The organism is Dokdonella koreensis DS-123 (assembly GCF_001632775.1).
Lineage (GTDB): Bacteria > Pseudomonadota > Gammaproteobacteria > Xanthomonadales > Rhodanobacteraceae > Dokdonella > Dokdonella koreensis.
In genome coordinates, this window is sequence record NZ_CP015249.1 from 826,215 (window position 1) to 850,861 (window position 24,647).

A 24,647-nucleotide genomic window follows, 5' to 3' on the forward strand; every position below is an offset into this window, starting at 1 on the left:
GACGGCGAACGGCGGGAGCGATCGGGGGAGCATAGCGGACCCTGTTCGAAACGGGAAAGGTGTCACCGTAGCGGGAAACGCCTGAACGCGCTGGGCGGCCGGCCGCAGCGGTCTGCGCGGCGCATCCCTATTGGAAACCCCGTGGGGGCCCCCACGTGGACGGTTCGCGTTTTCTCGGGAAAGCCCATGGAATCGTTCCACGCCACTACCATCGTTTCGGTCCGCCGCAACGGTCGCGTCGTCATCGGCGGCGACGGCCAGGTCACGCTCGGCCATACGGTCATGAAGGCCAACGCCCGCAAGATCCGCCGGCTCGGCAAGGGCGACGTGCTGGCCGGCTTCGCCGGCGCCACCGCCGACGCCTTCACGTTGTTCGAGCTGTTCGAGCAGAAGCTCGAGCGCTTCGGCGGCAACCTGACCCGCGCCGCCGTCGAGCTGACCAAGGACTGGCGCACCGATCGCCGCCTGGGCCGGCTGGAGGCGATGCTGGCGGTGGCCGACAAGGACGTATCCCTGCTGCTGTCGGGCAACGGCGACGTGGTCGAGCCCGAGCACGGCCTGATCGCGATCGGCTCCGGCGGCCCGTACGCGCAGGCCGCCGCGCGGGCGCTGCTGGAGAACACCGACCTGGACGCGCGCGGCGTGGTCGAGCAGGCGTTGAAGATCGCCGGCGACATCTGCATCTACACCAACCACAACGTGACGGTCGAGGAGCTGTAGGCGCCGACCGCCGGTCCTGCCCGCCCCGCCCCATCCGCCGCGATCCGCCGGCGAGCCCCTTCCACCGTTAGCGTGCGTCTTCCAGAGCCCATGTCCGAACTGACTCCCCGCGAAATCGTCAACGAACTCGACCGCTACATCATCGGCCAGCAGGCGGCCAAGCGCGCCGTGGCCATCGCCTTGCGCAACCGCTGGCGACGCATGCAGCTCGAAGCGCCGCTGCGCGACGAGGTGACGCCGAAGAACATCCTGATGATCGGGCCGACCGGCGTCGGCAAGACCGAGATCGCCCGGCGCCTGGCGGGCCTGGCCAACGCGCCGTTCATCAAGGTCGAGGCGACCAAGTTCACCGAGGTCGGCTACGTCGGCAAGGACGTCGAGCAGATCGTGCGCGACCTGGCCGATGCGGCGTTCAAGATGGCGCGCGAGCAGGCCAAGGCGCGCGTGCGCTCGCAGGCCGAGGACCGGGCCGAGGATCGCGTGCTCGACGCGCTGCTGCCGCGCCGTCAGGGCGTGGGCTTCGCCAACGAGCCGGCCGCGGCCGACGGCCGCGACGCCGATACGCGCCAGAAGCTGCGCAAGCAGCTGCGCGAGGGCGCGCTCGACGAGCGCGAGATCGAGATCGACGTGGCGCTCAACGTCGGCCTGGAGATCGTCGCGCCGCCCGGCATGGAGGAGATGACCAACCAGCTGCGCGGGATGTTCTCCTCGCTGGCCGGCCAGCGCAGCCAGAAGCGCAAGCTGACGGTCAAGAACGCGCTGCCGCTGCTGGTCGAGGAAGAGGCCGGCAAGCTGGTCAACGACGAGGAGATCAAGACGCAGGCGGTCACCAACTGCGAGCAGAACGGCATCGTCTTCATCGACGAGATCGACAAGGTCGCCCAGCGCGGCGAATGGAGCGGCGCCGGCGTCTCGCGCGAGGGCGTGCAGCGCGATCTGCTGCCGCTGGTGGAAGGCTCGGCGGTGTCGACCAAGTACGGCATCGTGCGCACCGACCACATCCTGTTCATCGCGTCCGGCGCGTTCTCGCTGGCCAAGCCGTCGGACCTGATCCCGGAGCTGCAGGGCCGCTTCCCGATCCGCGTGGAGCTGGCGGCGCTGACCGCCGAGGACTTCAAGCGCATCCTGGGCGAGCCGCACCACGCGCTGACCAAGCAGTACGCGGCGCTGCTGGCCACCGAGGGCGTCACGGTCCAGTTCACCGACAGCGGCATCGGGCGCCTGGCCGAGACCGCCTTCGAGGTCAACGAGCGCACCGAGAACATCGGCGCGCGCCGCCTGCACACGGTGCTGGAGCGGTTGCTGGACGACATCTCGTTCGAGGCGGCCGACAAGAGCGGACAGACCTACGTGATCGACGCGGCCTACGTCGACCGGCACCTGGCCGGCCTGGTGCAGGACCAGGACCTGTCGCGCTACATCCTCTGACGCAACGGACGGCGGCGGTTCGCACGCGCAAGCACGCGTCGTCCGTCGCCAGCAGGCCCGGCCCGAGACGGCCGCCGGCGCACGTGCCCCGGGCCGCGTCACCGCGGCCGTGGACCGGCGTCCGCGCCAGCGCGCTTGCTCGTCCCGAACCTGCGCGCGAACGACACGGTGTATCCGGGGACGGACGACACGCGGACAGGATGGCCGAATCGCCCGGCGACGCGTAGGATGCGCGCTGTGCGCGGGCAGCCGGGGCCGGCGCACGACGGGTTCAGGCGCAAGGGCTGCCGCATGTCCAGACCAGCGGGAAAGCACGCACGCAACCGGCGCGCCACGGGCGCCGGCACTCGTATCGAGGACGCCGCCGCGGCTCCGCCGCGCGCCGGCACGAAATCCGCAGCGACCACCGGCCAGTCAGGGAAAAGCGTCATGTCCGACACCAAGAATTCCGCCGAAGCCGACCGCAACGTCGACCAGATCCGCGACATCCTGTTCGGTGGCCAGATGCGCGACTACGAGCGTCGCTTCGTCGAGCTCGACCAGCGCCTCGCCACCGACATGGCGCGTCTCCAGGAAGCGCAGGGCGAGCAGATCAAGCGGCTGGAGCGGCGCTTGGACGAGCAGTTCGAGAAGCTCGCCCAGCAACTGCGCAAGGAGATCCAGGACCGCACCAGCGCGGTCGACGATCTCGAATCGCGCGTACAGCAGGCGGCGCGTACCGCCCGCAGCGAGATCAATGCCGGCATGGACGCGTTGCAGGGCGAGCTGGCGGCCACCGACGAGCGCCTGCGCTCGGCCCTGGCCGAACTCGAAGCCGCGCTGGCACGCCGGGCCGGCGAGATCGACACGGCGCTGGCCAAGAGCAGCGGCGACCTGCGCGCGGAAAAGGTCGGCCGCGAGGACCTGGCGGCACTGATGACCGAAGTGGCGCTGCGGCTCAAGGGCCATTTCGACCTGCCGGGCAGCAAGTAAACCCGGCAGCCCAGCGCCGTGAACGACCTGGAGCGGCTCCGGCAGATCCTGCTCGACGGCGACCGGCGCGCGTTGGACGAAGCACGCCGCCGCATCGAGGCCGCCGAGCAACGCCAGCTCACGCTGGCCGAGCGCCTGCCGCAGGCGCTGGAAGAGGTCCAGCACGGGCCGCACGGCGAGCGCTTCGCGCGCGTGATGGCCGCGCCGGTCGCCGGCGCGCTCGGCACCGCCGTGCGCAGCAGCCGCCACCTGATCATCGACGCGCTGTTCCCGATCATCGGCCCGACCATCCGCAAGGCGGTCGGCGAAGCGATGCGCAGCCTGGTGACCGACATCAACCGCGCGCTGGAAAGCAGCTTCACGCTGCGCGGCCTGGCCTGGCGCGTGGAGGCCTGGCGCAGCGGCGTGCCGTATGCGGAAGTGGTGCTCAAGCACACGCTGGCCTGGCAGGTGGACCACCTGTTCCTGATCGAGCGCGAGTCGGGCCTGGTACTCGATCGCGCGTCGGCACCGGCGCTGCCCGCGCTCGATGCCGACGCGATCGCCGGCATGCTGACCGCGATCGGCGACTTCGTCAGCGACTCGGTCGGCCGCGAGGGCGGCGACACGCTGGAGTCGGCCCGGGTCGGCGAACACCTGCTGTGGCTGATCCAGGGGCCGCGCGCGAACCTGGCGTGCTTCATCCGTGGCGTTCCCGGCACCGGCCTGCATGCGCGGCTGCAGGAGCGCCTCGAGCGGATCCACGCGGCCCTGGGCGCGGACGATGCCGATCCGGCGCTCGTCGCCTCGGTGTCCGCCGAGAATCTCGACCTCAAGGCCCTGACCGCCGACGCCGCCAGCGAGGAACCCCGCCGGCCGACCGCGTGGTGGCCGCTGCTGCTGATCGTGCTGGCCCTGGTCGGCGTGCTGGCCTGGTTCATGCTGCGCGACCGCGGCTGGGAAACGCGCGTGGAGGCGCTGCGCGGGCGCCTGGCCGACCACCCCGGCTTCGTGCTGACCGGCATCGACGCGGGCGACCGGCCACGGCTGGTGGTGCGTGGCCTGCTCGATCCGGACGCCGACCCGCTGCAGCCGCTGCTGCAGCCGGCGATCGCCGCAGGCGCGCAGCCGCAGCTGCTCGTGCAGGGCTACCTGTCCACGGCCGATGCGATCGTGCAGCGCCGTGCCCAGCGCCTGCTGCAGCCGCCGCCGTCGGTCCGGATCGCGGTGACCGACGGCGTGCTCGCGCTCGACGGCGTGGCACCGGAAGCCTGGGTCGAGCAGGCCCGGCTGCGCGCGCCGCTGGTCGCCGGAGTTCGTGACCTGCGTCTCACTGTGGAAGCGTCGCAGCGGCCGGAAGCGATCGCCCGTGCTGAACTTGAGGCGTTGGTCCGTGAACTGCCCGAACTGCGGGGACGTTTCGAACGGGGCGAGGCGGCGGCGCCGGAATCGGCGGCGTTCGTCGATGCGCTGGCCGAGCGTCTGCGCGGAATCGGGCAGAAGGCGGCGACGGCCGGCGTCGGTATCGATCTGGTCGCGGTCGGCTGCAACGACGCGACCGGGGCGGACAGCACCAATGCCGGCCTGCGCGGCCGGCGCGGTGAATGGCTGCGCGACGCGCTGATCGAGCGCGGCGTGCCGGCGGCGCTGATCCGCGTCGCCGACGATGCCGACCCGCAGTTCCGCGACCGTCCGCTCGAGCGCAGCGTGTTCCTCCACCTGGACATTACGTCTCACCCATGATCCGCTCCTCTGCCCGCAAGATCTGCATGCTCGGCGACTTCGGCGTCGGCAAGACCAGTCTCGTTGCGCGCTTCGTCCACAACACCTTTTCCGAGAAGTACCTGACCACGGTCGGCGTCAAGGTCGACACCTGCGAGGTCGCGCGGACCGACGGCGAACCGCGCAAGCTGGTGGTCTGGGACATGGCCGGCCGCAACGGCATCGACACGCTCGGCGCCAGCTACCTGCGCGGCGCCAGCGGCCTGCTGCTGGTGGTCGACGGCACCCGCGCCGCGACCCTGCGCACGGCACTGAACCTGCTGATGCAGGCGCGCACGGTCGTGCCCGCCGCCGCCGCGGTGCTGATGGTCAACAAGCTGGACCTGATCGAGCACTGGGAGGTCGAGCCGCTGACCGTCGCCGAGCTGCGCAACAGCCTGCCGGTCTTCGAGACCAGCGCGCTGACCGGCGACGGCGTCGTCCAGGCGTTCGCCACCCTGGCGCGGGAGATACCCGAGTGAGCCTGCCGACGCCGGTCGTGCACCACCTGGAGCAGGACGTGCTGGCACGGCTGCGGCCGGCCGTCTTCAGCTACGGGAGCGACGGCCGGTTCGCCGGCTGCAGCGGCGAGCCGGAAGCCTACGGCATCGCCGCGGCGGACCGGGCCGCCAGCGCCGAGCTGCTGGTCGACCTGTTCGTCGGCATGCCGGACGAGGCGGTCTGCGAGCTGCCGTTCATCGTGCTGCCGAACGGCCGCAGCGCGCACGTGCATCGCCTGGCCGACGGCGCCGGCTTCCACATCGTGCTGCTCGACGCCAGCGACGAGCATGCGCGCCAGCAGGTGCAGCAGCAGATCGCCAACGAGGAGACGCTGGCGGGCCACGAGAAGAGCAAGGCGATCGGCCTGCTCAAGCGCATCCGCTCGGACCTGGAGACCCAGCGCAGCGAGCTGGAAGAGGCCAACGCACTGAAGTCGGCGCTGATCTCGACACTGAGCCACGAGTTCCGCACGCCGCTGACCTCGATCTTCGGCTACCTGCACCTGCTCGAGCGCATCGTCGGCCGCGATGCCGGCGGCATGCAGGCGCTGCGCGCGATCCAGCGCAACGCCACCTACCTGTTCACGCTGGCCGAGAACCTGCTCGAGTACGGCCGCGGCGAAACCACCTCCGCGCTGCTGCATCCGGAGGAGATCGACCTGCTGTCGATGGCCAGCGACGTCGAGGCGATGATCCGGCCGCTCGCCGACGACAAGCGGCTGGACCTGGTCTTCGACATCCGCGTGCGCGAGCAGGACCGGCCGGTCTACGACGAGGTCCGCGTCCGCCAGATCCTGATCAACCTGCTGTCCAATGCGGTGCGCTACACCGTGGCCGGCCGCATCGGCGCGGCATTGGCCTTCGCCGACGATCGCCTGACGATCGAGGTCAGCGACAGCGGGCCGGGCATCCCGCCCGAGTACCGCGAGCGGATCTTCGAGCCGTTCAACCGCGGCGGTCCCGGTGGGCGCAAGGGCGCCGGCCTGGGGCTGTCGATCGTGCGCCGGCTGGTCCAGCAGATGAACGGCGAGATCGAGCTGGAATCGGCACCCGGCCAGGGCAGCCGCTTCCGCGTGGTGCTGCCGCAGCAGGTGCCGGCCGACGGTACCGCGGAGGCGCCGCGCGAGCAGGCGGAGTTGTGGACGCGCGCGCGGACCGCGATCGTCGTCGACGACGATCCGGACATCGCGCACCTGCTCGAGTCGCTGCTGCTGGACCTGGGGTTCCGCGTCGAGGTGCACGGCACGGCGGCCGACGGCGAGGCGGCTGCGCTCAGGAGCGTGCCCGACGTGCTGCTGGTCGACGTGCACCTGCCCGGTGCCTCGGGCAATGCGCTGGTGTTCCGGCTGCGTTCGCAAGGCTACCGCGGCGCCATCGTCACGCTGTCGGCCAACGCCTCGCGCGAATCGCACGATGCGGCGCTCAAGGCCGGCGCCAGCCTGTTCCTGACCAAGCCGATCGAGCTGTCGCGCTTCATCCACACGATCCAGCGCGCATTGCAGCAGGCCGGCTGATCGCCGGCGGCGGCTCACCGCCGTTCGATCATCCGGCCGGGACGCCGCCGGCGGTCGAGCGGCACGACCAGGTCCGCGCAAGCGGGCAGCACCGCCAGCGCGTGCCGGCTGATGCGCTCGTAGTGCATCAGGAAGCGCCGCAGCGCGTCCCGGTCCATGGCATGGGGAGCGCCACGGCGGTGCAGGGCCTGTTCCTGCTCGGTGCGCCAGCGCTCGACGATGGTCCATCCGGGCGCCTGCAGCATCACCAGCCGGTCCAGCCTCGCGGCGAGCCGGGCGTAGTCGCCGGCGAGCTGCGCGTTGACGTGGCGGCGCCAGCGGCCGTCGCCGTCCTCGCGCCGTTCGAGCGCGTTGACCGGCCGTGCCAGTGCCGCCGGCGCCTGCGGCGGCACGCCGATGCACCAGCCTTCGAGCACGACCAGCCGCGGTGCCGCGGTCACCGCCGCCCAGCGCGACGGCGGCAGGCGCGTGTCCGATCCCTTGTCGAAGCGCGGCAACCGGGCCGGATGGGCCGGCGACGCGCGGCGCAGGGCGGCCAGCGTCCGCAGCAGCAGCGCGATGTCGTGCGTGCCGGGCACGCCGCGGGTGCACAACAGCGGATGGACCGCGCCGGCGAGATGATGGCGGTCGCGCCGGCCGAAGTAGAAATCGTCGAGGGCCAGCGCCCGCGCCGCGATGCCCCGCTGCATCGCGAGCGCGGCCAGCTGCGCGGCCAGGGTGCTCTTGCCGCTGCCTTGCAGGCCGCTGAGGCCGACCACCGTCCAGGCCCTGCGCGGCTGCGTCAACCGGTCCAGCAGCGCCCCGACGAAGGCCGCATCCCAGGTGTTAGCATCTCGCGCCATGACCGAATCGCTTCCCCGCACCGACGACGATCCACTCTATCAGCAGGCGATCGCCGGCTTCGCCGACCTGCTCGCGCAGGCCGAGGCCGCCGGTGAGCCGGAGCCCACCGCGATGACGCTGGCGACCTGCGATGCCGACGGCCGGCTGTCGGCGCGCATCGTGCTGCTCAAGGGTGTCGGCGCGGATGGCTTCCGCTTCTTCACGAACTACGAAAGCGCCAAGGCGCAGCAACTGGCGGCCCATGCCCAGGCGGCGCTGTGCTTCCACTGGAAGCGCCTGCGCGATCAGGTGCAGGTGCGCGTGGAGGGGCGCGTGCAGCGGCTGCCGGCGGAGGCGTCCGATGCATACTTCGCGCGCCGGCCGCGCGGCAGCCAGCTGGGTGCCTGGGCATCGCTGCAGTCGCAGACGCTGCCGGACCGTGCGACCTTCGAGGCGCGCTACGCCGAGCTCGAGCACCGCTACGCCGACATGCCGGTCCCGCGGCCGCCGCACTGGGGTGGCTACCGGCTGGTGCCGGACCGCATCGAGTTCTGGTTCGGCGCCCAGTACCGCCTGCACGACCGGGATCTCTACGAGCGCGGCGCCGACGGCCGCTGGTCGCGCCGCAACCTCTATCCGTGATGGCCGGTCCGCGGCGCATCGTCTGCCTGACCGAGGAACCGACCGAGGTCCTGTACGCGATCGGCGAGCAGGACCGCATCGTCGGCATTTCCGGCTTCACCGTGCGGCCGCCGCAGGCGCGGCGCGAGAAGCCCAAGGTATCGGCGTTCACCAGCGCGAAGATCGATGCGATCCTGGCCCTCGAACCGGACCTGGCGATCGGTTTCTCCGACATCCAGGCCGACATCGCCCAGGCGCTGATCCGTGCCGGCGTCGAGGTCTGGATCAGCAACCATCGCAGCGTCGAGGGGATCGTCGACTACATCCGCCGGCTCGGCGGCCTGGTCGGTGCTGCCGCCGCGGCCGAGGCGCTGGCAGCGCGTGCCGAAGCACACATCGCGCAGGTCCGGCGGGCGGCGGCTCAGCTGCCGCGCCGGCCGCGCGTCTACTTCGAGGAATGGGACGATCCGCCGATCACCGGCATCCGCTGGGTCGCCGAGCTGATCCGCATCGCCGGCGGCGAGGACGTGTTCCCCGAGCGCGCCGAGAAGTCGCTGGCGCGCGATCGCATCCTGGCCGACCCGGCCGAGGTGATCCGCCGCGCGCCGGATCTCATCATCGGCTCGTGGTGCGGCAAGCGCTTCCGTCCCGAGCAGGTGGCAGCCCGGCCGGGCTGGGACACGATCCCGGCCGTGCGTCACGGCCGCGTGCACGAGATCAAGTCGCCGATCATCCTGCAGCCGGGCCCGGCCGCGCTGTTCGACGGCCTCGACGCCCTGCACCGGCTGATCGCGGCAGCGGCGGACGAGGGCGCACCGGCCGCGTGAGGGAACCTGGACGGCGCCGGAAGGTCTTTCCACGCAGGTTTTCAGCAAGCTGGGCGAATGGCATGAAGTCACGGCACGACGGGGGCGGCTTCGGCGCGCCGCAAGCGGGGCGGTTCGATACGATCGAGGCGGACGTGCCTTTGGTCGGTGCCGGGGTCCAGGCGCGCAGCGGCGAGCTGGCGGCGGCCTTTGCGGCGGCGCGGCCGTTCCGTCATGCGGTGATTCCCGATTTCCTCGATCGTGCGCTCTGCGAGCGCCTGCTGGCCGACTTCCCGGACTTCGAGGCACGCCATGCCCTCAACGAGATGGGCAAGGTCGGCGGCAAGGCGGTGCGCATGGATGTGCGCGACCTGTCCGACAGCTACCGCGCGCTCGATGCGCTCCTGCAGACCGAGGCCTTCCTCGGACTGATCTCGCGCATCACCGGCATTCCGGACCTGCTCTACGATCCGGACTACATCGGTGGCGGCACGCACGAGAACCGCGACGGCCAGGGGCTCGATGCGCATGTGGACTTCAACTACCACCCTCGCACGCGCTGGCACCGGCGGATCAACCTGATCGTCTACCTCAATCACGACTGGCACGAGGCGTGGGGCGGCGCGCTGGAACTGCATGCCGATCCGTGGGCCGAGGGCTCCGGCCAGGCCGTGCGGATCGCACCGACGTTCAATACCTGCGCGTTGTTCGAGACCACCGAGCACTCCTGGCACGGCTTCTCGGCGATCCGGTTGCCCGAGGCGGCACGGGCGCGCTCGCGAAAATCGTTCGCGATCTACCTGTACACGCGCGAGCGGCCGGCCGAGGAGACCGCGCCGCCGCACGGGACGATCTACGTGCCCGACGCGATGCCGGCGACGTGGGAGGTCGGGCGCCGGCTCGATGAAGCCGACGTCGGCGACGCCAGACGCCGGTTCAGCCGCCTGCGCACGCAACTGCGTTACCTCTACGATCGCGAGCGCCAGTTCGGCGCGCAGATCCAGGCGCTGGAGCGGGCGCTCGCGGAGGCGCGGGCCGCCCAGCGCCTGCCGCTGCAGGGCTATGCGACGCAGCCGCGGGGCGTCAGCGGGCTGTGGCCGGACGGCTGGGTCGGGCCGGACCTGAGCGCGGCGCTGGTACCGGTGCGGGCCGCCAAGGCGCTGGAGCTGGAGGTCTGGGCGCCGCCGCAACTGGCGCAAGGGACCGAGCTGGCGATCCGCCTGGGCGCGGAACAGCACGCGGCCACGCTGCGGCCCGGTGCGAGGACGACGCTGCGCCTGCCGTTGAAGGTGGCGACCGGCAGCGAGGCGCTGCTGGAGATCCGCAGTGTGCGCACCTGGACGCCGAGCGCCGACGGCAGCTCGGGCGACGAGCGCGCGCTGGCATTCCGCCTGCTCGACGCGCGGCTGGTGCACTGAACCACGGCGGGCCGGTCGTCGACCCGCACGCCGCGTGGGCGTCAGTCGGCCGGGAATTCGCGCTGGAAGCGCACGGTCTCGGTGCTGCCGCCTTCCGGGCGTACCTGCAGCGTGAAGCGCCAGGTGTCGGGGCGGCGCAACGGGATTTCGGCGAGGTAGTCGATCGCGTCCTCGCCGCGCACTTCGCGGAAGCGCAGCGGCAGCGGTTCGCCGAGCAGGCTCTGCGCCGTGCCCTCGATCCGCGCGGGAACCGCCGGGTCGCTGCCGTCGCCCTGCGTGCGGCGCACGATGACGGTCAGCAGCGCACGCCGCTCGGAGCGTTCCACGCCGTAGCGACGTGCGACCTCCGGATGCAGGCGATCGGCCGGCAGCACGCTGTAGAGGATCGTGTAGCCGCCGGCTTCGTGCTGCTGGGCGGTGGCGGCGGCCGGCAGCAGGGCCAACAGCCACGCCGCGAGGGCGATCGTGCGCGTCATGGCCTCAGCCGCCCTGCGCCAGGCGCGAGCCGAGGTCGAGCAGCGGCTGCACGAGCAGGACGCGGGCCAGCGTGATCAGCAGCCAGGCGATCATCGGCGAGAAGTCGATGCCGCCGAACGCCGGCAGCGCGCGCTGCAGCGGGCGCAGCACCGGATCGGTCAGCTGGTAGACCAGCGGCACGATCGGATGGTGGGTGTTGCCGGCGAAGAAGCTCAGGATGATGCGGACCAGGATCAGGCCGAGGTACAGCAGCAGCACGAAACCGATCAGGTCGGCCAGCGCCATGACGGCCAGGCCCGCGATCGCCGGCGCGATGCCGGCCAGCGCGAACAGCAGCGCGAGCTTGATCGCACACAGCAGCCAGGCCAGTGCGATGCCGGCGATGTCGATGGTGCGCCAGGCCGGGATCAGGCGGCGCAGCGGCATCAGCACCGGATTGGTCGCCTTGTAGAGGAACTGGCAGATCGGGTTGTAGAAGTTCGCGCGGACCCATTGCAGCAGCACGCGCAGGACCACCAGGGCGATCAGCACGCCGAAGATGAAGCGGATCAGGATCTGGCCGGCGTCGGCGAAGTAGCTCATGGGTCAAGGTCCGTTCAATGGGCGGCCGACAGCGCGCGGCCGCGCTGCACGGCGGCCTCGACCGCCTGGCCGACCAGGCGGCGGAAGTCGCCGGCGGCGAAGGCCTCGAGCGCGGCCTGGGTGGTGCCGCCCGGCGAGGTCACGCGCTCGCGCAGCGTGGCCGGCGGCTCGCCGCTCTCGACCAGCATGCGGCCGGCGCCGAGACAGGTCTGGGTCGCCAGTGCGCGTGCGGTCTCGCGCGGCAGCCCGTGGGCGACCGCGGCGTCTTCCAGCGCTTCGACCAGCAGGAAGAAATAGGCCGGCCCCGAGCCCGACAGCGCGGTCACGGCATCCATCAGGTCCTCGCGTGCGATCCAGGCGGTACGGCCGGCGGCGGTGAGCAGGGCCTCGGCCTGCGCACGCTGGTCCGCCGTGGCGGCGGCGTTGGCGATCAGGCCGGTGGCGCCCGCGCCGATCAGCGCGGGCGTATTGGGCATCGCGCGCACGATCGGGAAGCCGCCGCCGAGCCAGGTGTCGATCTGGTCGATGCGGACGCCGGCGGCGATCGAGACCAGCAGCGGCCGGCGTGCGGCGATCCTCGGACCGAGCGCGGCACAGACGGCGCCGAGCACCTGGGGCTTGACCGCGAGCACCACCAGGTCGGCACCGGCGACGGCGTCGACGGCCTCGGCATGCACGGCGACGCCGAAGTCGCGCGCAAGCTGCGCGCGCCGGGCGGCATCGGGCTCGGCCACCTGGATCCGGGCCGGGGCCGTGCCGGTGCGGGTCATCGCCCCGATCAGGCTGTGCGCCATGTTGCCGCCGCCGACGAAGGCGACGGCCGGGTCGGTGTGGGACATGCGGGAGCTACCGGTCGTTGCGGAGCGCAAGGATAGCAAGTCCGCACCGTTTCCCGTGGTCCTACGCGCCGTTCGCGCGGCCCGCCGGCGGCCTCACCGCCGTGCGCCGAACAGCGCCGTGCCGATGCGCACCAGCGTCGCGCCTTCGCCGATCGCCTGCTCGAAGTCGCCGGACATGCCGAGCGAGAGCGTATCGGCGCCGGGGTGGTCCTGCCGCAGCTGCACGAACAAGGTCCGCATGCGTGCGAACGCCGCGTGGCGCCGTCCGGCATCCGGCCACGGCGCCGGGATCGCCATCAGTCCGCGCAGGCGCAGGCGCGGCTGCGCGGCGACGGCCTGCGCCAGCGCGCCGACCTCGTCGGGCCGGCAGCCCGACTTGCTGGCCTCGGCGTCGATGTCGACCTGGATCAGCACGTTCAGCGGTGGCCGTCCGGGCGGCCGGTAGTGCGCCAGCGGCTCGACCAGCCTGGCGCGATCGAGGGTCTGCAGCCAGTCGAAGCGCTCGGCCGCTTCGCGGCACTTGTTCGACTGCAGCGCGCCGATCAGGTGCCATTCGAGGTCGAGGTCGGCGAGTACCGCCTGCTTGGCCAGGGCTTCCTGCACGTAGTTCTCGCCGAAGGCACGCTGGCCGGCGCCCGCCAGCACGCGGATCGCCGCGGCCGGCTGGCCCTTGGTCACGGCGAGCAGGCGTGCGCCGCCGGGCCGGCCGGCCGCCGTGGCGGCCTCGTCGATGCGCCGCAGGATCGAGGCATGGGCGGTTTGGCCGTGCGTCACGGGCGGGCGTCCCGAGGGCGCGGACCGGCGCCGCTGGCCGGCGTGCGAAGGGCGCGGAAGGCACCGCCGCAGCGGCGGCCAAGGGGCGCAGCGCATCTCATTTCAAACCTCGTGACACGCTCTATACTGCCGCGGCCCGGCAACCACGATTGCCGTACCGTGCGGGGGAGTGTTCGATGGACATCGCGGAACTGCTGGCATTCTCGGTCAAGAACAAGGCGTCGGACCTGCATCTTTCGGCCGGCCTGCCGCCGATGATCCGGGTCGACGGCGATGTCCGCCGCATCAACATCCCGGCGCTGGACCACAAGCAGATCCACGGCCTGATCTACGACATCATGTCGGACAAGCAGCGCCGCGACTACGAGGAATTCCTCGAGGTCGACTTCTCGTTCGAGATCCCCGGCCTGGCGCGCTTCCGCGTCAACGCATTCAACCAGAACCGCGGCTCGGGTGCGGTGTTCCGTACGATTCCCTCGGAAGTCCTGACGCTGGAGGACCTGGGCTGCCCGAAGGTCTTCAAGGAGCTGATCGAGCAGCCGCAGGGCCTGATCCTGGTCACCGGGCCCACCGGCTCGGGCAAGTCGACCACGCTGGCGGCGATGGTCGACCACGTCAACAAGAACGAATACGCGCACATCCTCAGCGTCGAGGACCCGATCGAGTTCGTCCACACCTCGCAGAAGTGCCTGATCAACCAGCGCGAGGTGCACCGCGACACCCACGGCTTCAACGAGGCGCTGCGCTCGGCGCTGCGCGAGGACCCGGACTACATCCTGGTCGGCGAGCTGCGCGACCTGGAGACGATCCGCCTGGCGCTGACCGCGGCGGAGACCGGCCACCTGGTGTTCGCGACGCTGCACACCAGCTCCGCGGCGAAGACGATCGACCGCATCATCGACGTGTTCCCGGCCGGCGAGAAGCCGATGGTGCGCTCGATGCTGTCGGAGAGCCTGCGCGCGGTGATCTCCCAGACGCTGCTGAAGAAGGTCGGCGGCGGACGCATCGCGGCGCACGAGATCATGGTCGGCATACCGGCCATCCGCAACCTGATCCGCGAGGACAAGGTCGCCCAGATGTACTCGGCGATCCAGACCGGCCAGCAGCACGGCATGCAGACGCTCGACCAGTGCCTGCAGGACCTGGTCCGGCGCGGCCTGGTGACCCGCCAGCAGGCGATCGCGTACGCCAAGAACAAGGAAATCTTCAAGTAGCCGACGCCCCCGGCGCCGCCGGCACGGCGCCGTTGTCGCGCAGGCCCTTGGCCGCAGCCGCCGTGGCGCCGATAATGCGCGCCTTCTTTTCCCGGACGCGGCGATGACCCAGCAGACGATCCTCAACGCAACCCATCGCGCGCTCGGCGCCAAGATGGTCGACTTCGGCGGCTGGGACATGCCGCTGAACTACGGTTCGCAGATCGAGGAGCACCATGCGGTGCGCGGCGACGCCGGCATGTTCGACGTCTCGCACATGACGGTGGTGGACCTGCGCGGCGCGCGCGTGCGCGAGTTCCTGCGCCACCTGGTCGCCAACAGCGTCGACAAGCTCAAGGTGTCGGGCAAGGCGCTCTATACCTGCATGCTCGACGAGCGCGGCGGCGTCATCGACGACCTGATCGTCTACTACCTCGACGAAAGCTGGTTCCGCGTCGTCGTCAACGCCGCCACGCGCGACAAGGACCTGGCCTGGATCGGACGGCAGGCGGCCGCCTTCGACGTCGCCGTCACCGAGCGCAAGGACCTGGCGATGATCGCCGTACAGGGCCCGAACGCGCGCGAGAAGACGCTCGGGCTGCTGTCGGAGGCGACCCGCGCGAAGGCCGCCAAGATCGGCAAGTTCGTCGCCTGCGAGGGCGACGACCTGTTCATCGCCCGCACCGGCTACACCGGCGAGGACGGCTTCGAGATCATCGTGCCGGCGGACCGGGCGGTCGACCTGTGGAACCGGCTGCTCGCCGCCGGCGTGCGGCCGGCCGGCCTCGGCGCGCGCGACACGCTGCGGCTGGAGGCCGGCATGAACCTGTACGGCCAGGACATGGACGAGAGCGTCTCGCCGTTCGAGGCCGGGCTGGCCTGGACCGTCGCGCTCGACGAGGGACGCGACTTCATCGGCCGCGGCGCGCTCGAGGCGCAGAAGGCCGCCGGTGTTCCGCGCGTGCTGATCGGGCTGGTGATGGACGAGAAGGGCGTGCTGCGCCACGGCCAGCGCGTGGCCACCACGGCCGGCGACGGCGAGATCCTTTCGGGCACGTTCTCGCCGACGCTCGGCAAGGCGATCGCGTTCGCGCGCGTGCCGGCCGGCGCCGGCAGCGAGGGCGTGCAGGTGGACATCCGCGGCCGCCTGGTGCCGGTGCGCGTCGTCAAGTATCCGTTCGTCCGCGACGGCAAGGCCGCCGAGGGCGTCTGACCGCTGCGAAGAGCGTGTTTTCCGGGCGCCGCAGGCGGCGCTCGTTCCCTATACAGCTTCGCTGCGGGCCGCTGGTAGAATGCGCCCGCAGCCCAACCCCAGGATTCGAGCCATGCAAGAGATCCCCGGCGATCTGAAGTTCATGAAGTCCCACGAGTGGGCCCGTGTCGAGGACAACGGTACGGTGACGGTCGGCATTTCCGACCATGCCCAGGGCCTGCTCGGCGACCTGGTCTACGTCGAGCTGCCCAGCGTCGGCGACGAGGTGCAGGCCGGCAATGCCTGCGCGGTGGTCGAGTCGGTCAAGGCGGCTTCGGACGTCTATACGCCGGTGAGCGGCGAGATCGTCGCGATCAACGAGTCGCTTGCCGACAAGCCCGAGACGATCAACGAGGACGCCTACGGCGACGGCTGGCTGTTCGTGGTCAAGCTGAGCAGCCGCGACGAGCTGCAGGAGCTGCTCGATCCCGACGCCTACGCCGAACTGGTCGAGAACGAAGAACATTGATTCCGCGCCATCGGCCTCCCCGAGCGGCCCGCGCCCGGCGCGGGCCGTTTCCGTTCGAGGCCTCATCGAAATCCCCTTGCGGCCTTCCGGCCTAGATCGAGAATTCCATCATGCCGTTCATTCCCCACTCCGAAGCCGATGTCCGGTCGATGCTCCAGGCGATTGGTGTCGCCAGCATCGAGGACCTGTTCGACGAGATTCCGGCGTCGCTCAAGATCGCGTCGCTGGAGCGGGTGCCGGACGGCCTGAGCGAGATGGACGTGGTGCGCCTGATGAAGGAGCGCGCCGCGCAGGACGGCACGCCGCTGTGCTTCGCCGGCGCCGGTGCCTACGAGCATCACATCCCGGCGGCGGTCTGGCAGATCGTCTCGCGCGGCGAGTTCTACTCGGCCTATACGCCGTACCAGGCCGAGGCCAGCCAGGGCACGCTGCAGCTGATCTACGAATACCAGACGATGCTGACGCGGCTGACCGGCATGGACGTCAGCAACGCCTCGCTGTACGACGGCGCGACCGCGCTGGCCGAGGCGGCGCTGATGGCCGAGCGCTGCGCCCGCAAGGGACCGCGCCGGATCCTGGTGCCGCGCACCGTGCACCCGGCGTATCGCAAGACGCTCAGGACGATCGTCGAGCTGCAGGACATCGAAGTCGTGGAGTTCGACTACAGCCGCGACGGCGCCAGCGCCGGCGGCGTCGATCCGGCCTGGCTGGCCGCCCAGGACTTCGGAGCGTTCACCGCGCTGGTGATCCCGCAGCCGAACTTCTTCGGCGCGCTCGAGGACGTCGACGCGCTGACCGACTGGGCGCATGCCCGCGGCGCGCTGGTGATCGCGGTGGTCAACCCGATGTCGCTGGCGGTGCTCAAGCCGCCGCGTGAATGGGGTGCGGACGGTGCCGACATCGTCTGTGGCGACGGCCAGCCGCTGGGCGTGCCGCTGTCGTCGGGCGGTCCGTATTTCGGGATTCTCGCCTGCCGCCAGGACCTGGTGCGGCAGATGCCGGGCCGCATCGTCGGCCGCACGACCGATCTGGACGGCAAGGAAGGCTTCGCGCTGACGCTGCAGGCGCGCGAGCAGCACATCCGCCGCGCCAAGGCCACGTCGAACATCTGCACCAACCAGGGCCTGCTGGTCACCGCGGCGACGATCTACCTGTCGTTGCTCGGACCGGAAGGTCTGCGCCGCGTCGCCTGCGCGAGCATGAACAACACGCGCGCATTGCGCGACCGGCTGAGTGCGATCGAAGGCGTCCAGGTGCTGTTCGATCGGCCGGTGTTCCACGAGGTCGCGCTGCGCCTGCCGCGGCCGGTCGCCGGCGTCGTCGATCGCCTCGCGGGCGATCACATCGTCGCCGGATTTGCGCTCGACGAGGACTATCCGGAGCTCGGCGAAGCGCTGCTGGTCTGCGCGACCGAGACCAAGAACGAGGCCGACATCGAGCGTTTCGCCGGGGCGTTGGCCGCCGCGTTGGGGTAATCGCGACCCGATTGCGGCCTTTCCGTTCAGACGGCAGTCAAGCTCTCGGCACCCCTGGCCGCCAGGCCAGGGGTCGTCCAACGACGTCGTACCGAGGCATTCGCGTGAGCGAAGCGACGCAGGCGCATGCGTCGCGCAGCCGCACGAAAATCGCGTATTTCCCGGTGTTTTTGCCCTAAACGACGTCACACGGCTGTCGCGCGCATGAGACGTATAGACGTATGGACGTCCATATGTCCGTGGACTCCATTTGGGTGCCCGAGGCATTCCGGAGGGTGGTTCGGCGCCCATTTTCGGGGTATTCCGAAGCCCTTGTTTCGCATAAAAAATCTGTTGACACGACTGCAAGACAGGAATAATTTCTGCGCCGGTGACAACGATGATTTAAGGAATCATGGCTGCATCCCGGTTCGTCGACCCCTATGTCCTTCACGGCCTCAAGTCGGGGTCGGTAAAAAAAATCACGGTGTCGATCCCGCTCCACATTCTTCAGCTTCTGTCCGACGAGCGGACTCGCCGCCAGGTCAAGAACCTGCGCCACGCCACCAACAGCGATCTGCTGTGCGAAGCATTCCTTCACGCTTTTACTGGGCAAAAACTGCCAACTGACGAGGAGCTAAGACGCGATATGGCAACTGCAAAGAAAGCCGTAAAGAAAGCCGTAAAGAAACCCGCCAAGAAGGCCGCTGCGAAGAAGACCGCGGTCAAGAAGGCGGCCAAGAAGACCGTAGCCAAGGCCAAGTCGGCCACCGTGAAGAAGACCGCAGCCGCCAAGAAGCCGGCCGCGAAGAAGACCGCCAAGAAGACCGCCGTGAAGAAGGCAGCGGTCAAGAAGGCCGCGAAGAAGTAAGCGGACCTGTTCGTTTCCAGAAGTACCTGCAAGACGCGGCGACAACCCTCGCGGATCGCCGCTGAAGTCGCATAAGGCTGTAAGAAAGAGCCCACCGAAATTACTCTCCCTGCGGTTGCCCAGCGCAGGGGGAGCATTTCGGAAGCGCGCCGGGCGGCATCGCCGCCACTCCTCTGTTCCACTCCCTCGATCCGCCCACGTCCTGCCGGCGCACGCTGCCCATCCGGTACGCCGGCACGTGCGTTCCATGCGGCTCCCGGCCCGAAGCGCATCGGCCGCTTCGCCGCAGGGGCCGGATCTGCTCCGTACTCGCGTTCGTGCCGGGCGTGCTCCACGTTCCGCGGGCGGCGGCGATGCATCCGCCACGCGCTACCGGTCGGGCATCGGCTGCGCGTGTTCGACCAAAGTCCAACCGCTGCCCACGGGGTCTTGCCCTAGTCTTCACGGCAGTCGCCGATACGGGAGCCGGTCATGCGCTACGAGGATGTCTACCGCCAGTCGATCGAGGATCCGGAGGGCTTCTGGGCCGAGCAGGCACGCGCCATCGACTGGCACGTGCCGCCGCAGCGGATACTGGAATACACCGATCCGCCGTTCCGGCGCTGGTTTGCGGGAGGGCTGACCAACCTGTGCCACAACGCGGTCGATCGCCACCTTGCCGCGCGCGGCGACCAGCTCGCCCTGGTCGCCGTGTCGTCCGAAACGGGCACGACCCGCAAGATCAGCTACCGCCAGCTGCATCGGGAAGTGAACACCTTCGCCGCGGCACTGAAGTCGCTCGGTGTCGGCCGGGGCGATCGCGTCGTCGTCTACATGCCGAACATGGCCGAGGCCGTGTTCGCGATGCTCGCCTGCGCGCGCATCGGCGCGGTGCACTCGGTCGTGTTCGGCGGCTTCGCCGCGCACAACCTCGCGCTGAGGATCGACGATGCCAAGCCGAAGCTGCTGATCGCCGCCGATGCGGGCATGCGCGGCGGTCGCGTGATCCCGTACAAGCCGCTGGTCGACCAGGCGCTGGCGGCGGCCGTATCGCCCCCGCCGCACGTGCTGATCGTCAGCCGCGGGCTCGATCCGGACCCGGCATGGGTGCAGGGGCGCGACGTCGACTACGCGCCGCTGCGCGCACGGTACGAGGACGCGGAGGTTCCGGTCGAGTGGCTCGAGTCGAACGAGCCGAGCTACCTGCTCTACACTTCCGGCACGACAGGAAAGCCCAAGGGCGTGCAACGCGACGTCGGCGGCTACGCGGTGGCGATGGCGCTGTCGATGCGCGCCGTCTACGACGTCGGTCCCGGCCAGGTCATGTTTTCCACCTCGGACGTCGGCTGGGCGGTGGGGCATTCGTACAACGTCTACGGCCCGCTGATCGTCGGCGCCACCTCGCTGCTCTACGAGGGGCTGCCGACGAATCCGGATCCGGGCATCTGGTGGAAGCTGTGTGCCGACTACGGCGTGCGCACGATGTTCTCGTCGCCGACCGGCATCCGCGTGCTGAAGAAGCAGGATGGGGCGTGGCTGAAGAAGCACGACCTGACCGCGCTGAAGTGGCTGTTCCTGGCGGGCGAGCCGCTCGACGAGCCGACCGCGCAGTGGATCAGCGACGGGCTCGGCAAGCCGATCATCGACAACTACTGGCAGACCGAAACCGGTTGGCCGGTGCTGACGCTGCTGCCGGGGCTGGACCTCAAGCCCGTCAAGTTCGGATCGCCGGGCCTGCCGAATCTCGGCTACAAGCTGCGCGTCATCGACGAGGTCACCGGCGCCGATGCGGCAGCCGGCCAGAAGGGCGTGCTGGTGATCGAGCCGCCGCTGCCGCCCGGCTGCATGACCACGGTCTGGAACGACGACCAGCGCTTCCTGAGCAGCTACTTCAGCCACTTCAAGGAACTGCTCTACAGCTCGCTCGACTGGGCCGTCCGCGACGAGGACGGCTACACCTTCATCCTCGGCCGCACCGACGACGTCATCAACGTGGCCGGCCACCGGCTCGGCACGCGCGAGATCGAGGAGTCGGTCGCGACGCATCCGAGCGTCGCCGAGGCGGCTGTCGTCGGCGTGCACGACGCGCTCAAGGGCCAGGTGCCGGTCGTCTTCGCCACGCTCAGGCAGGCGACGGCCGATACGCCGGAGAGCGCGGCCAGCGGGATGCTCCAGTGCGTCGTCGACCAGCTCGGCGGCGTGGCGCGACCGGCGCGGGTCTACGTCGTCAACGCCTTGCCCAAGACCCGCTCCGGCAAGCTGCTGCGGCGGTCGCTGCAGGCGCTGGCCGAGGATCGCGATCCGGGTGACCTGTCCACGCTGGACGATCCCGGCGCGCTCGACGAGTGCCGCCGTGCACTCGAGCGCGGACCAAGCGGCGGTGCCTAGCGCGTGTTGTGGACGTTGAGGTGAGCTGCGTTGAGCCGCCGCGCCATTCCGGCAAGGCGCCCGTCGCTGCCTTGGGTGGTGCCCAGGGCAAGGCGGGCAAGGTGGGCAATGCGGCCGGAGCGGTGCCGCTGCACACCCCTTCGGGAAGGCCCCTGGCGCGGCGCCCGGCGGCGTTGCCGCTCTTGGCCAGACGGCCGGTCTGACCGGCGGGCTGCGCCTTGCCGGATCACCACGCCAGAGGCCTTCGCACTCAGCCCAACGTCCACAACACGCTCCAGCGTCCCGGTGCGGCGCGGCCGCGCGCCGGTGCGGCGGCCGGGATCAGGAGACCAGCGCTTCGGCCGTGGCGGCGAGGATCTCGTCGGAAAGCGCCCGGTCCTCGACCGCACGCGCCAGCACGACGGCGCCGACCATGCCGGCCAGCGTCGCCAGCGCCTTGCGCCGGCGCGCGGCGGCCGAGCGGCCACGAACGGCCCGCGTGAGCAGATCGAGCAGTCCGCTCAGTCCGTGCTGGAACGCGCGGCGTACCGCCGGCGACCGGCGATGGGCCTCGGCACCGAGCGAGGACAGGGCACAGCCGTGGCCGGGGTCGTCGCGGTGGCGCGGGCTGACGTAGTGCTCGATCAGCGCCGGCAGCGGGTCCCCGCCGGCATCGGCCAGCAGGCGCGACCAGCGCGCCTGCGCCTGGGCGAAGGCATGTTCGCAGGTCAGCGCGGCCAGGGCCTCCTTCGAAGGGAAATGGCCGTAGAAGCCACCGTGCGTCAGGCCGGCGCTCTTCATCAGGTCGGCGACGCCGATGCCGTCGAAGCCGTGCTGGCGGAACAGGTGCGAGGCGTGCTCGATGACGCGCTCGCGGTTGAGCGCGGCTTGTTCCCTGCTGACTCTCATGGCGGCTCCGGAGCGAACGGAAGGCTTGACATCTTAAATGACGGTCATCATACAATCCAGCCGGCCCGTTACCCGCCGCGACGGCAGGTCCGGTTTCCATTCCCGCCAGGTGCGCGATGAGCAGTTCCCGAACCGACTGGACCCGCAGTGCGATCGTCGCGGTGGCGGCCGCCGCATTCATCGTGACGATCAGCATGGGCGTGCGGCAGAGCTTCGGCCTGCTGCTGCAGCCGATCGGCCGCGACCTCGGCATCGCGCGCGAGAGCTTCGGCTTCGCGATCGCGGTCCAGAACCTGCTGTTCGGCCTGGTGCAGCCGTTCGTGGCGGCGCTGTCGGAGCGATTCGGCATACGGCGTACGTTGATCGCCGGCGCGATCGTCTACATCGCGGGCCTGCTGGCCGCCTCGGCGGTGCATACCGGCGACGGGCTGGTGCTGTCGTTCGGCGTGCTGGTGGGCCTGGCGCTGAGCGGTACCACCTTCGTGATCGTGCTCGGCGCGGTCGGCCGCCTGGTGGCGCCCGAACAGCGCAGCGTGGCGTTCGGCATCGTGACGGCCGGCGGCTCGCTCGGCCAGTTCGCGGTGGTGCCGCTGGCGCAGGCGCTGATCGGCGCGTTCGGCTGGCGCTCGTCGCTGATCCTGCTGGCCGTGCTGGTCGGCAGCGTGATCGTCGCGGCGTTCGGTTTTCGCGGCGCACGCGCCGCGGCCGGCACCGCGCCGCGCGCACCCGGCGAGCCGGACTGGAGCCTCGGCGCCGCGCTCGTGCGGGCGAGCCGCCACCGGCACTACTGGCTGCTCAACGGCGGATTCTTCGTCTGCGGCTTCCACATCGCGTTCGTCGGTACCCACCTGCCGGCCTATCTGGTGGACCGTGGTATCCCCGCGGCGATCGGTGCCTGGTCGCTCGCGCTGATCGGCTTGTTCAACATCGCCGGCTCCTACCTGTTCGGCGTCTGGGGCGGCCGGCATTCGCGGCCGCGGCTGCTGGCCGGCCTGTATGCCGCGCGCGCGGTGGCGATCGCCGCCTTCGTGCTCCTGCCGCTGTCGCCGGCGAGTGCGCTGGTGTTCGCGGCGACCTTCGGCTTCCTGTGGCTCGGCACGGTGCCGCTGACCAGCGGTGCGGTGGCGTCGATGTTCGGCCTCAAGCACCTGGCGACCCTCAATGGCGTGGTCTTCCTGAGTCACCAGGTCGGTGCGTTCTTCGGCGCCTGGTGGGCCGGCCTGCTGTTCGATCGCACCGGCAGCTACGCGACGATCTGGAACGTCAGCATCGTGCTCGGCATCCTCGCCGCGGTGCTCAGCCTGGCCACCCGCGATACCGCGGCCTTTCCGCGGGCGCCGCAGGCCGCGCTCGGCGCGGCGACATGAGCGCGCGCCGGATCGCAGTGGTCGCGGTCGTGCTGGCGGTGCTGTTGGCGTCGCTGGCGCTCTGGGCGCGGCACGGCGGGGCGATCTTCCTGTCCGGTCTCGGCGCGATGATCTGCTGATCCGCGCGCGCGGCGGGCAGCCGTTTCATCGCTGCCGGCGACGCCGCGCACGTCCGTCCGCAGGCAGGCCCGCTCACCGCTATTGCGTCGTCGTACCGGCGGGCCCGGGCCCGCTACGTCGCGGGATCGCCGGCCGGCGGCATCCGCCCCGTATAGCGCGCACGGGGCCGGATCAGGGCGCCCAAGGCCTGCTGCTCCAGGGCATGCGCCAGCCAGCCGGCGACGCGGCCGGCGGCGAACAGGGTCAGCGCCGCCTCGGGCGCGAGCTCGTGCACGAGGCAGATCGCGGCCAGCGTGAAGTCGATGTTCGGCGCCTGGCCGCTGGTTTCCTCGACGCAGGCGGCCAGCGCGGCCACGGAATCGAGCAGGCGCGGCCGCGGCGTGGCCGCGTGCAGCAGGGCGAGCAGCTCGCGGGCACGCGGATCGCCGTCGGGATACAGCGCATGGCCGAAGCCGGGCAGGTCGTCGCCGCGCCGCCAGCGCTCGGAGACGAAGCGCGCGACGGCGCCGGCCTGCAGCGATTCGCGGATGAAGACGTAGGCGCGCGTCGTGGCACCCCCGTGCCGCGGGCCCGACAGCGCGGCCAGGCCGGCGCAGACGGTCGCGTGCAGGTGCGCACCGGTGGAGGCGACCACGCGCGCGGCGAACGCCGAGACGTTGAGTTCGTGGTCGGCGCAGAGCACGAGCGCGGCCCGCACCAGCGTGTCCAGACGTGCGTCGCCGCGCTTCCAGCGCTGGGCCAGGACGCGATGGACCGGACGCGTGCCGGCGCGGCCGCCGACCAGCAAGGCCGCGTTCTGCCGCAACAGCAGCGCAGCGGTTTCGCGGCGGACGATCGGGGAGGCGTTGAACGAATGCGGCGACGCCAGGGCCAGCAGCGGGATCGCCGCCAGCGTGCGCTCCAGCGGCGGCAGGCGCGTGTCGGCGACGATCGCGGCGACCGATGCCGGCCAGTCCTCCGCCGGTGCATGCGAGAACGGGTCGCGGTCGCCGCAATCCCAGAGGATGCGTGCGGCGTCCTCGAGGCCGGCGCCGTCGCGGACCAGGCCGATCGCCGACTGCCCGCGGTAGTAGGGACCGTCGGGACGGATCAGCGAAATGCGCGTCTCCATCACCGGCAGGCCGCGGTCGAGGCTCTGCGCCGCCCCGCGCGCCGCTCCGCGCCCGGCACGCTTGCGCGATGCCAGGCGCTCCACGTCCTGGCGCCGGTAGACGCGGCTGCGATGGTCCTCGCCCGGTCGCGACTCGACCAGGCCGCGGCTGACGTAGGCATACAGCGTCGCCGTGCTGATGCCGAGGAGGGCCGTCGCCTCGCCGGCCGGGATGTAGTCGCCGTCGCTCACGATAGGTTGATCGATACGATCAAGATTGATCAATGCATCCGATGGTGCCAGATTTCACCGCGACCGATAACCGGAGAGCGGCCTGACGCTGCAGGCTGCCGCCCGGTCCCC

24 protein-coding genes are annotated in these 24,647 nt (G+C 70.8%); 17 read left to right on the top strand and 7 right to left on the bottom strand.

The features are described 5' to 3' along the window. Window positions 1–186: 186 nt before the first annotated feature. The 6 genes from hslV to I596_RS03230 all read left to right on the top strand — a co-directional run bounded on the left by hslV (window position 187) and on the right by I596_RS03230 (window position 6,874). Window positions 187–720 carry an ATP-dependent protease subunit HslV gene (gene hslV, locus I596_RS03205; RefSeq protein WP_067644109.1) on the top strand — a complete coding sequence of 178 codons (534 nt, stop codon included), beginning with the start codon at window positions 187–189 and terminating at the stop codon, window positions 718–720. A gap of 90 nt (window positions 721–810) precedes the next feature. Further along, entirely contained in the window at window positions 811–2,148 is a 1,338-nt protein-coding gene (gene hslU / locus I596_RS03210; RefSeq protein ID WP_067644112.1) for an ATP-dependent protease ATPase subunit HslU, read from the top strand. Between the two features lie 429 nt (window positions 2,149–2,577). Continuing rightward, window positions 2,578–3,120 carry a hypothetical protein gene (locus I596_RS03215; RefSeq protein ID WP_067644115.1) on the top strand — a complete coding sequence of 181 codons (543 nt, stop codon included), beginning with the start codon at window positions 2,578–2,580 and terminating at the stop codon, window positions 3,118–3,120. A gap of 18 nt (window positions 3,121–3,138) precedes the next feature. Beyond that, a complete protein-coding gene (locus I596_RS03220; RefSeq protein WP_067644118.1) occupies window positions 3,139–4,842 on the top strand; it encodes a hypothetical protein in 1,704 nt (567 codons plus the stop codon). Then, window positions 4,839–5,342 carry a Rab family GTPase gene (locus tag I596_RS03225; protein WP_067644121.1) on the top strand — a complete coding sequence of 168 codons (504 nt, stop codon included), beginning with the start codon at window positions 4,839–4,841 and terminating at the stop codon, window positions 5,340–5,342. The genes I596_RS03220 and I596_RS03225 overlap by 4 nt, the downstream gene beginning before the upstream one ends. Continuing rightward, entirely contained in the window at window positions 5,339–6,874 is a 1,536-nt protein-coding gene (locus I596_RS03230) for a hybrid sensor histidine kinase/response regulator (RefSeq protein WP_067644124.1), read from the top strand. Before I596_RS03225 ends, I596_RS03230 begins: the two co-directional genes overlap by 4 nt. A 14-nt stretch (window positions 6,875–6,888) precedes the next feature. Here the strand turns inward: I596_RS03230 and I596_RS03235 are convergent, their stop codons facing one another. Continuing rightward, window positions 6,889–7,716: a kinase gene (locus I596_RS03235; RefSeq protein ID WP_067644127.1), complete on the bottom strand. Its 828-nt coding sequence runs from the start codon at window positions 7,714–7,716 to the stop codon at window positions 6,889–6,891. Between I596_RS03235 and pdxH the strand changes: the two genes are divergently transcribed. The 3 genes from pdxH to I596_RS03250 all read left to right on the top strand — a co-directional run bounded on the left by pdxH (window position 7,715) and on the right by I596_RS03250 (window position 10,541). Continuing rightward, a complete protein-coding gene (gene pdxH, locus I596_RS03240) occupies window positions 7,715–8,338 on the top strand; it encodes a pyridoxamine 5'-phosphate oxidase (protein ID WP_083965336.1) in 624 nt (207 codons plus the stop codon). The genes I596_RS03235 and pdxH overlap by 2 nt on opposite strands. Beyond that, complete coding sequence (locus I596_RS03245) at window positions 8,338–9,144, top strand: cobalamin-binding protein (RefSeq protein WP_067644130.1); 807 nt, start codon at window positions 8,338–8,340, stop codon at window positions 9,142–9,144. The genes pdxH and I596_RS03245 overlap by 1 nt, the downstream gene beginning before the upstream one ends. Before the next feature lie 62 nt (window positions 9,145–9,206). Beyond that, complete coding sequence (locus tag I596_RS03250; RefSeq protein ID WP_067644133.1) at window positions 9,207–10,541, top strand: 2OG-Fe(II) oxygenase; 1,335 nt, start codon at window positions 9,207–9,209, stop codon at window positions 10,539–10,541. Window positions 10,542–10,582: 41 nt separating this feature from the next. On the opposite strand, the gene I596_RS03255 is transcribed toward I596_RS03250, so the two are convergent. From I596_RS03255 to I596_RS03270, 4 genes are all read right to left on the bottom strand, one after another. After that, entirely contained in the window at window positions 10,583–11,017 is a 435-nt protein-coding gene (locus I596_RS03255; RefSeq protein ID WP_067644136.1) for a DUF4426 domain-containing protein, read from the bottom strand. A 4-nt stretch (window positions 11,018–11,021) separates the two neighbouring features. Next, window positions 11,022–11,600 (bottom strand): YggT family protein, encoded by a 579-nt coding sequence (locus tag I596_RS03260; protein WP_067644139.1) that lies wholly within the window; start codon window positions 11,598–11,600, stop codon window positions 11,022–11,024. 14 nt (window positions 11,601–11,614) lie between these two features. Next, window positions 11,615–12,439 carry a pyrroline-5-carboxylate reductase gene (proC, locus tag I596_RS03265; RefSeq protein WP_067644142.1) on the bottom strand — a complete coding sequence of 275 codons (825 nt, stop codon included), beginning with the start codon at window positions 12,437–12,439 and terminating at the stop codon, window positions 11,615–11,617. A gap of 93 nt (window positions 12,440–12,532) precedes the next feature. Beyond that, window positions 12,533–13,213 (bottom strand): YggS family pyridoxal phosphate-dependent enzyme, encoded by a 681-nt coding sequence (locus I596_RS03270; protein WP_223303907.1) that lies wholly within the window; start codon window positions 13,211–13,213, stop codon window positions 12,533–12,535. A gap of 176 nt (window positions 13,214–13,389) precedes the next feature. On the opposite strand from I596_RS03270, the gene I596_RS03275 reads away from it, so the two are divergent. The 6 genes from I596_RS03275 (at window position 13,390) to prpE (ending at window position 20,819) form a co-directional block, all read left to right on the top strand. Continuing rightward, complete coding sequence (locus I596_RS03275; RefSeq protein WP_067644144.1) at window positions 13,390–14,427, top strand: type IV pilus twitching motility protein PilT; 1,038 nt, start codon at window positions 13,390–13,392, stop codon at window positions 14,425–14,427. 103 nt (window positions 14,428–14,530) lie between these two features. After that, window positions 14,531–15,619 carry a glycine cleavage system aminomethyltransferase GcvT gene (gcvT, locus tag I596_RS03280; RefSeq protein ID WP_067644147.1) on the top strand — a complete coding sequence of 363 codons (1,089 nt, stop codon included), beginning with the start codon at window positions 14,531–14,533 and terminating at the stop codon, window positions 15,617–15,619. Between the two features lie 112 nt (window positions 15,620–15,731). Then, window positions 15,732–16,127 carry a glycine cleavage system protein GcvH gene (gene gcvH / locus I596_RS03285; protein WP_067644150.1) on the top strand — a complete coding sequence of 132 codons (396 nt, stop codon included), beginning with the start codon at window positions 15,732–15,734 and terminating at the stop codon, window positions 16,125–16,127. A gap of 110 nt (window positions 16,128–16,237) precedes the next feature. Further along, window positions 16,238–17,602, top strand: a complete 1,365-nt coding sequence (gcvPA, locus tag I596_RS03290) for an aminomethyl-transferring glycine dehydrogenase subunit GcvPA (RefSeq protein ID WP_067644153.1) — start codon at window positions 16,238–16,240, stop codon at window positions 17,600–17,602. A 394-nt stretch (window positions 17,603–17,996) separates the two neighbouring features. Further along, window positions 17,997–18,452 carry a met regulon transcriptional regulator MetJ gene (gene metJ, locus I596_RS19165; protein WP_083965338.1) on the top strand — a complete coding sequence of 152 codons (456 nt, stop codon included), beginning with the start codon at window positions 17,997–17,999 and terminating at the stop codon, window positions 18,450–18,452. Between the two features lie 471 nt (window positions 18,453–18,923). Continuing rightward, entirely contained in the window at window positions 18,924–20,819 is a 1,896-nt protein-coding gene (gene prpE / locus I596_RS03300) for a propionate--CoA ligase (protein WP_067644159.1), read from the top strand. A 321-nt stretch (window positions 20,820–21,140) separates the two neighbouring features. Here prpE and I596_RS03305 read toward each other — a convergent pair whose 3' ends face one another. Beyond that, entirely contained in the window at window positions 21,141–21,707 is a 567-nt protein-coding gene (locus I596_RS03305) for a TetR/AcrR family transcriptional regulator (protein ID WP_067644162.1), read from the bottom strand. 116 nt (window positions 21,708–21,823) lie between these two features. Here I596_RS03305 and I596_RS03310 point away from each other — a divergent pair, with 116 nt between their 5' ends. Beyond that, window positions 21,824–23,074, top strand: coding sequence for an MFS transporter (locus I596_RS03310; protein WP_067644165.1), 1,251 nt, complete (start codon window positions 21,824–21,826; stop codon window positions 23,072–23,074). Then, entirely contained in the window at window positions 23,071–23,193 is a 123-nt protein-coding gene (locus I596_RS19170; RefSeq protein ID WP_257722435.1) for a hypothetical protein, read from the top strand. Before I596_RS03310 ends, I596_RS19170 begins: the two co-directional genes overlap by 4 nt. 113 nt (window positions 23,194–23,306) lie before the next feature. Here the strand turns inward: I596_RS19170 and I596_RS03315 are convergent, their stop codons facing one another. Next, window positions 23,307–24,536: a citrate/2-methylcitrate synthase gene (locus tag I596_RS03315; protein WP_067644168.1), complete on the bottom strand. Its 1,230-nt coding sequence runs from the start codon at window positions 24,534–24,536 to the stop codon at window positions 23,307–23,309. Window positions 24,537–24,647 lie beyond the last annotated feature (111 nt).

Coding starts and splice junctions, on each gene's coding strand:
- hslU (WP_067644112.1), top strand. CDS start 811: ATGTCCGAACTGACTCCCCGCGAAATCGTCAACGAACTCGACCGCTAC.
- prpE (WP_067644159.1), top strand. CDS start 18,924: ATGCGCTACGAGGATGTCTACCGCCAGTCGATCGAGGATCCGGAGGGC.
- proC (WP_067644142.1), bottom strand. CDS start 12,439: ATGTCCCACACCGACCCGGCCGTCGCCTTCGTCGGCGGCGGCAACATG.
- gcvT (WP_067644147.1), top strand. CDS start 14,531: ATGACCCAGCAGACGATCCTCAACGCAACCCATCGCGCGCTCGGCGCC.
- I596_RS03255 (WP_067644136.1), bottom strand. CDS start 11,017: ATGACGCGCACGATCGCCCTCGCGGCGTGGCTGTTGGCCCTGCTGCCG.
- gcvH (WP_067644150.1), top strand. CDS start 15,732: ATGCAAGAGATCCCCGGCGATCTGAAGTTCATGAAGTCCCACGAGTGG.
- I596_RS03245 (WP_067644130.1), top strand. CDS start 8,338: ATGGCCGGTCCGCGGCGCATCGTCTGCCTGACCGAGGAACCGACCGAG.
- I596_RS03235 (WP_067644127.1), bottom strand. CDS start 7,716: ATGGCGCGAGATGCTAACACCTGGGATGCGGCCTTCGTCGGGGCGCTG.
- I596_RS03225 (WP_067644121.1), top strand. CDS start 4,839: ATGATCCGCTCCTCTGCCCGCAAGATCTGCATGCTCGGCGACTTCGGC.
- I596_RS19170 (WP_257722435.1), top strand. CDS start 23,071: ATGAGCGCGCGCCGGATCGCAGTGGTCGCGGTCGTGCTGGCGGTGCTG.
- pdxH (WP_083965336.1), top strand. CDS start 7,715: ATGACCGAATCGCTTCCCCGCACCGACGACGATCCACTCTATCAGCAG.
- I596_RS03275 (WP_067644144.1), top strand. CDS start 13,390: ATGGACATCGCGGAACTGCTGGCATTCTCGGTCAAGAACAAGGCGTCG.
- hslV (WP_067644109.1), top strand. CDS start 187: ATGGAATCGTTCCACGCCACTACCATCGTTTCGGTCCGCCGCAACGGT.
- I596_RS03260 (WP_067644139.1), bottom strand. CDS start 11,600: ATGAGCTACTTCGCCGACGCCGGCCAGATCCTGATCCGCTTCATCTTC.
- I596_RS03305 (WP_067644162.1), bottom strand. CDS start 21,707: ATGAGAGTCAGCAGGGAACAAGCCGCGCTCAACCGCGAGCGCGTCATC.
- I596_RS03215 (WP_067644115.1), top strand. CDS start 2,578: ATGTCCGACACCAAGAATTCCGCCGAAGCCGACCGCAACGTCGACCAG.
- I596_RS03250 (WP_067644133.1), top strand. CDS start 9,207: ATGAAGTCACGGCACGACGGGGGCGGCTTCGGCGCGCCGCAAGCGGGG.
- metJ (WP_083965338.1), top strand. CDS start 17,997: ATGGCTGCATCCCGGTTCGTCGACCCCTATGTCCTTCACGGCCTCAAG.
- I596_RS03310 (WP_067644165.1), top strand. CDS start 21,824: ATGAGCAGTTCCCGAACCGACTGGACCCGCAGTGCGATCGTCGCGGTG.
- gcvPA (WP_067644153.1), top strand. CDS start 16,238: ATGCCGTTCATTCCCCACTCCGAAGCCGATGTCCGGTCGATGCTCCAG.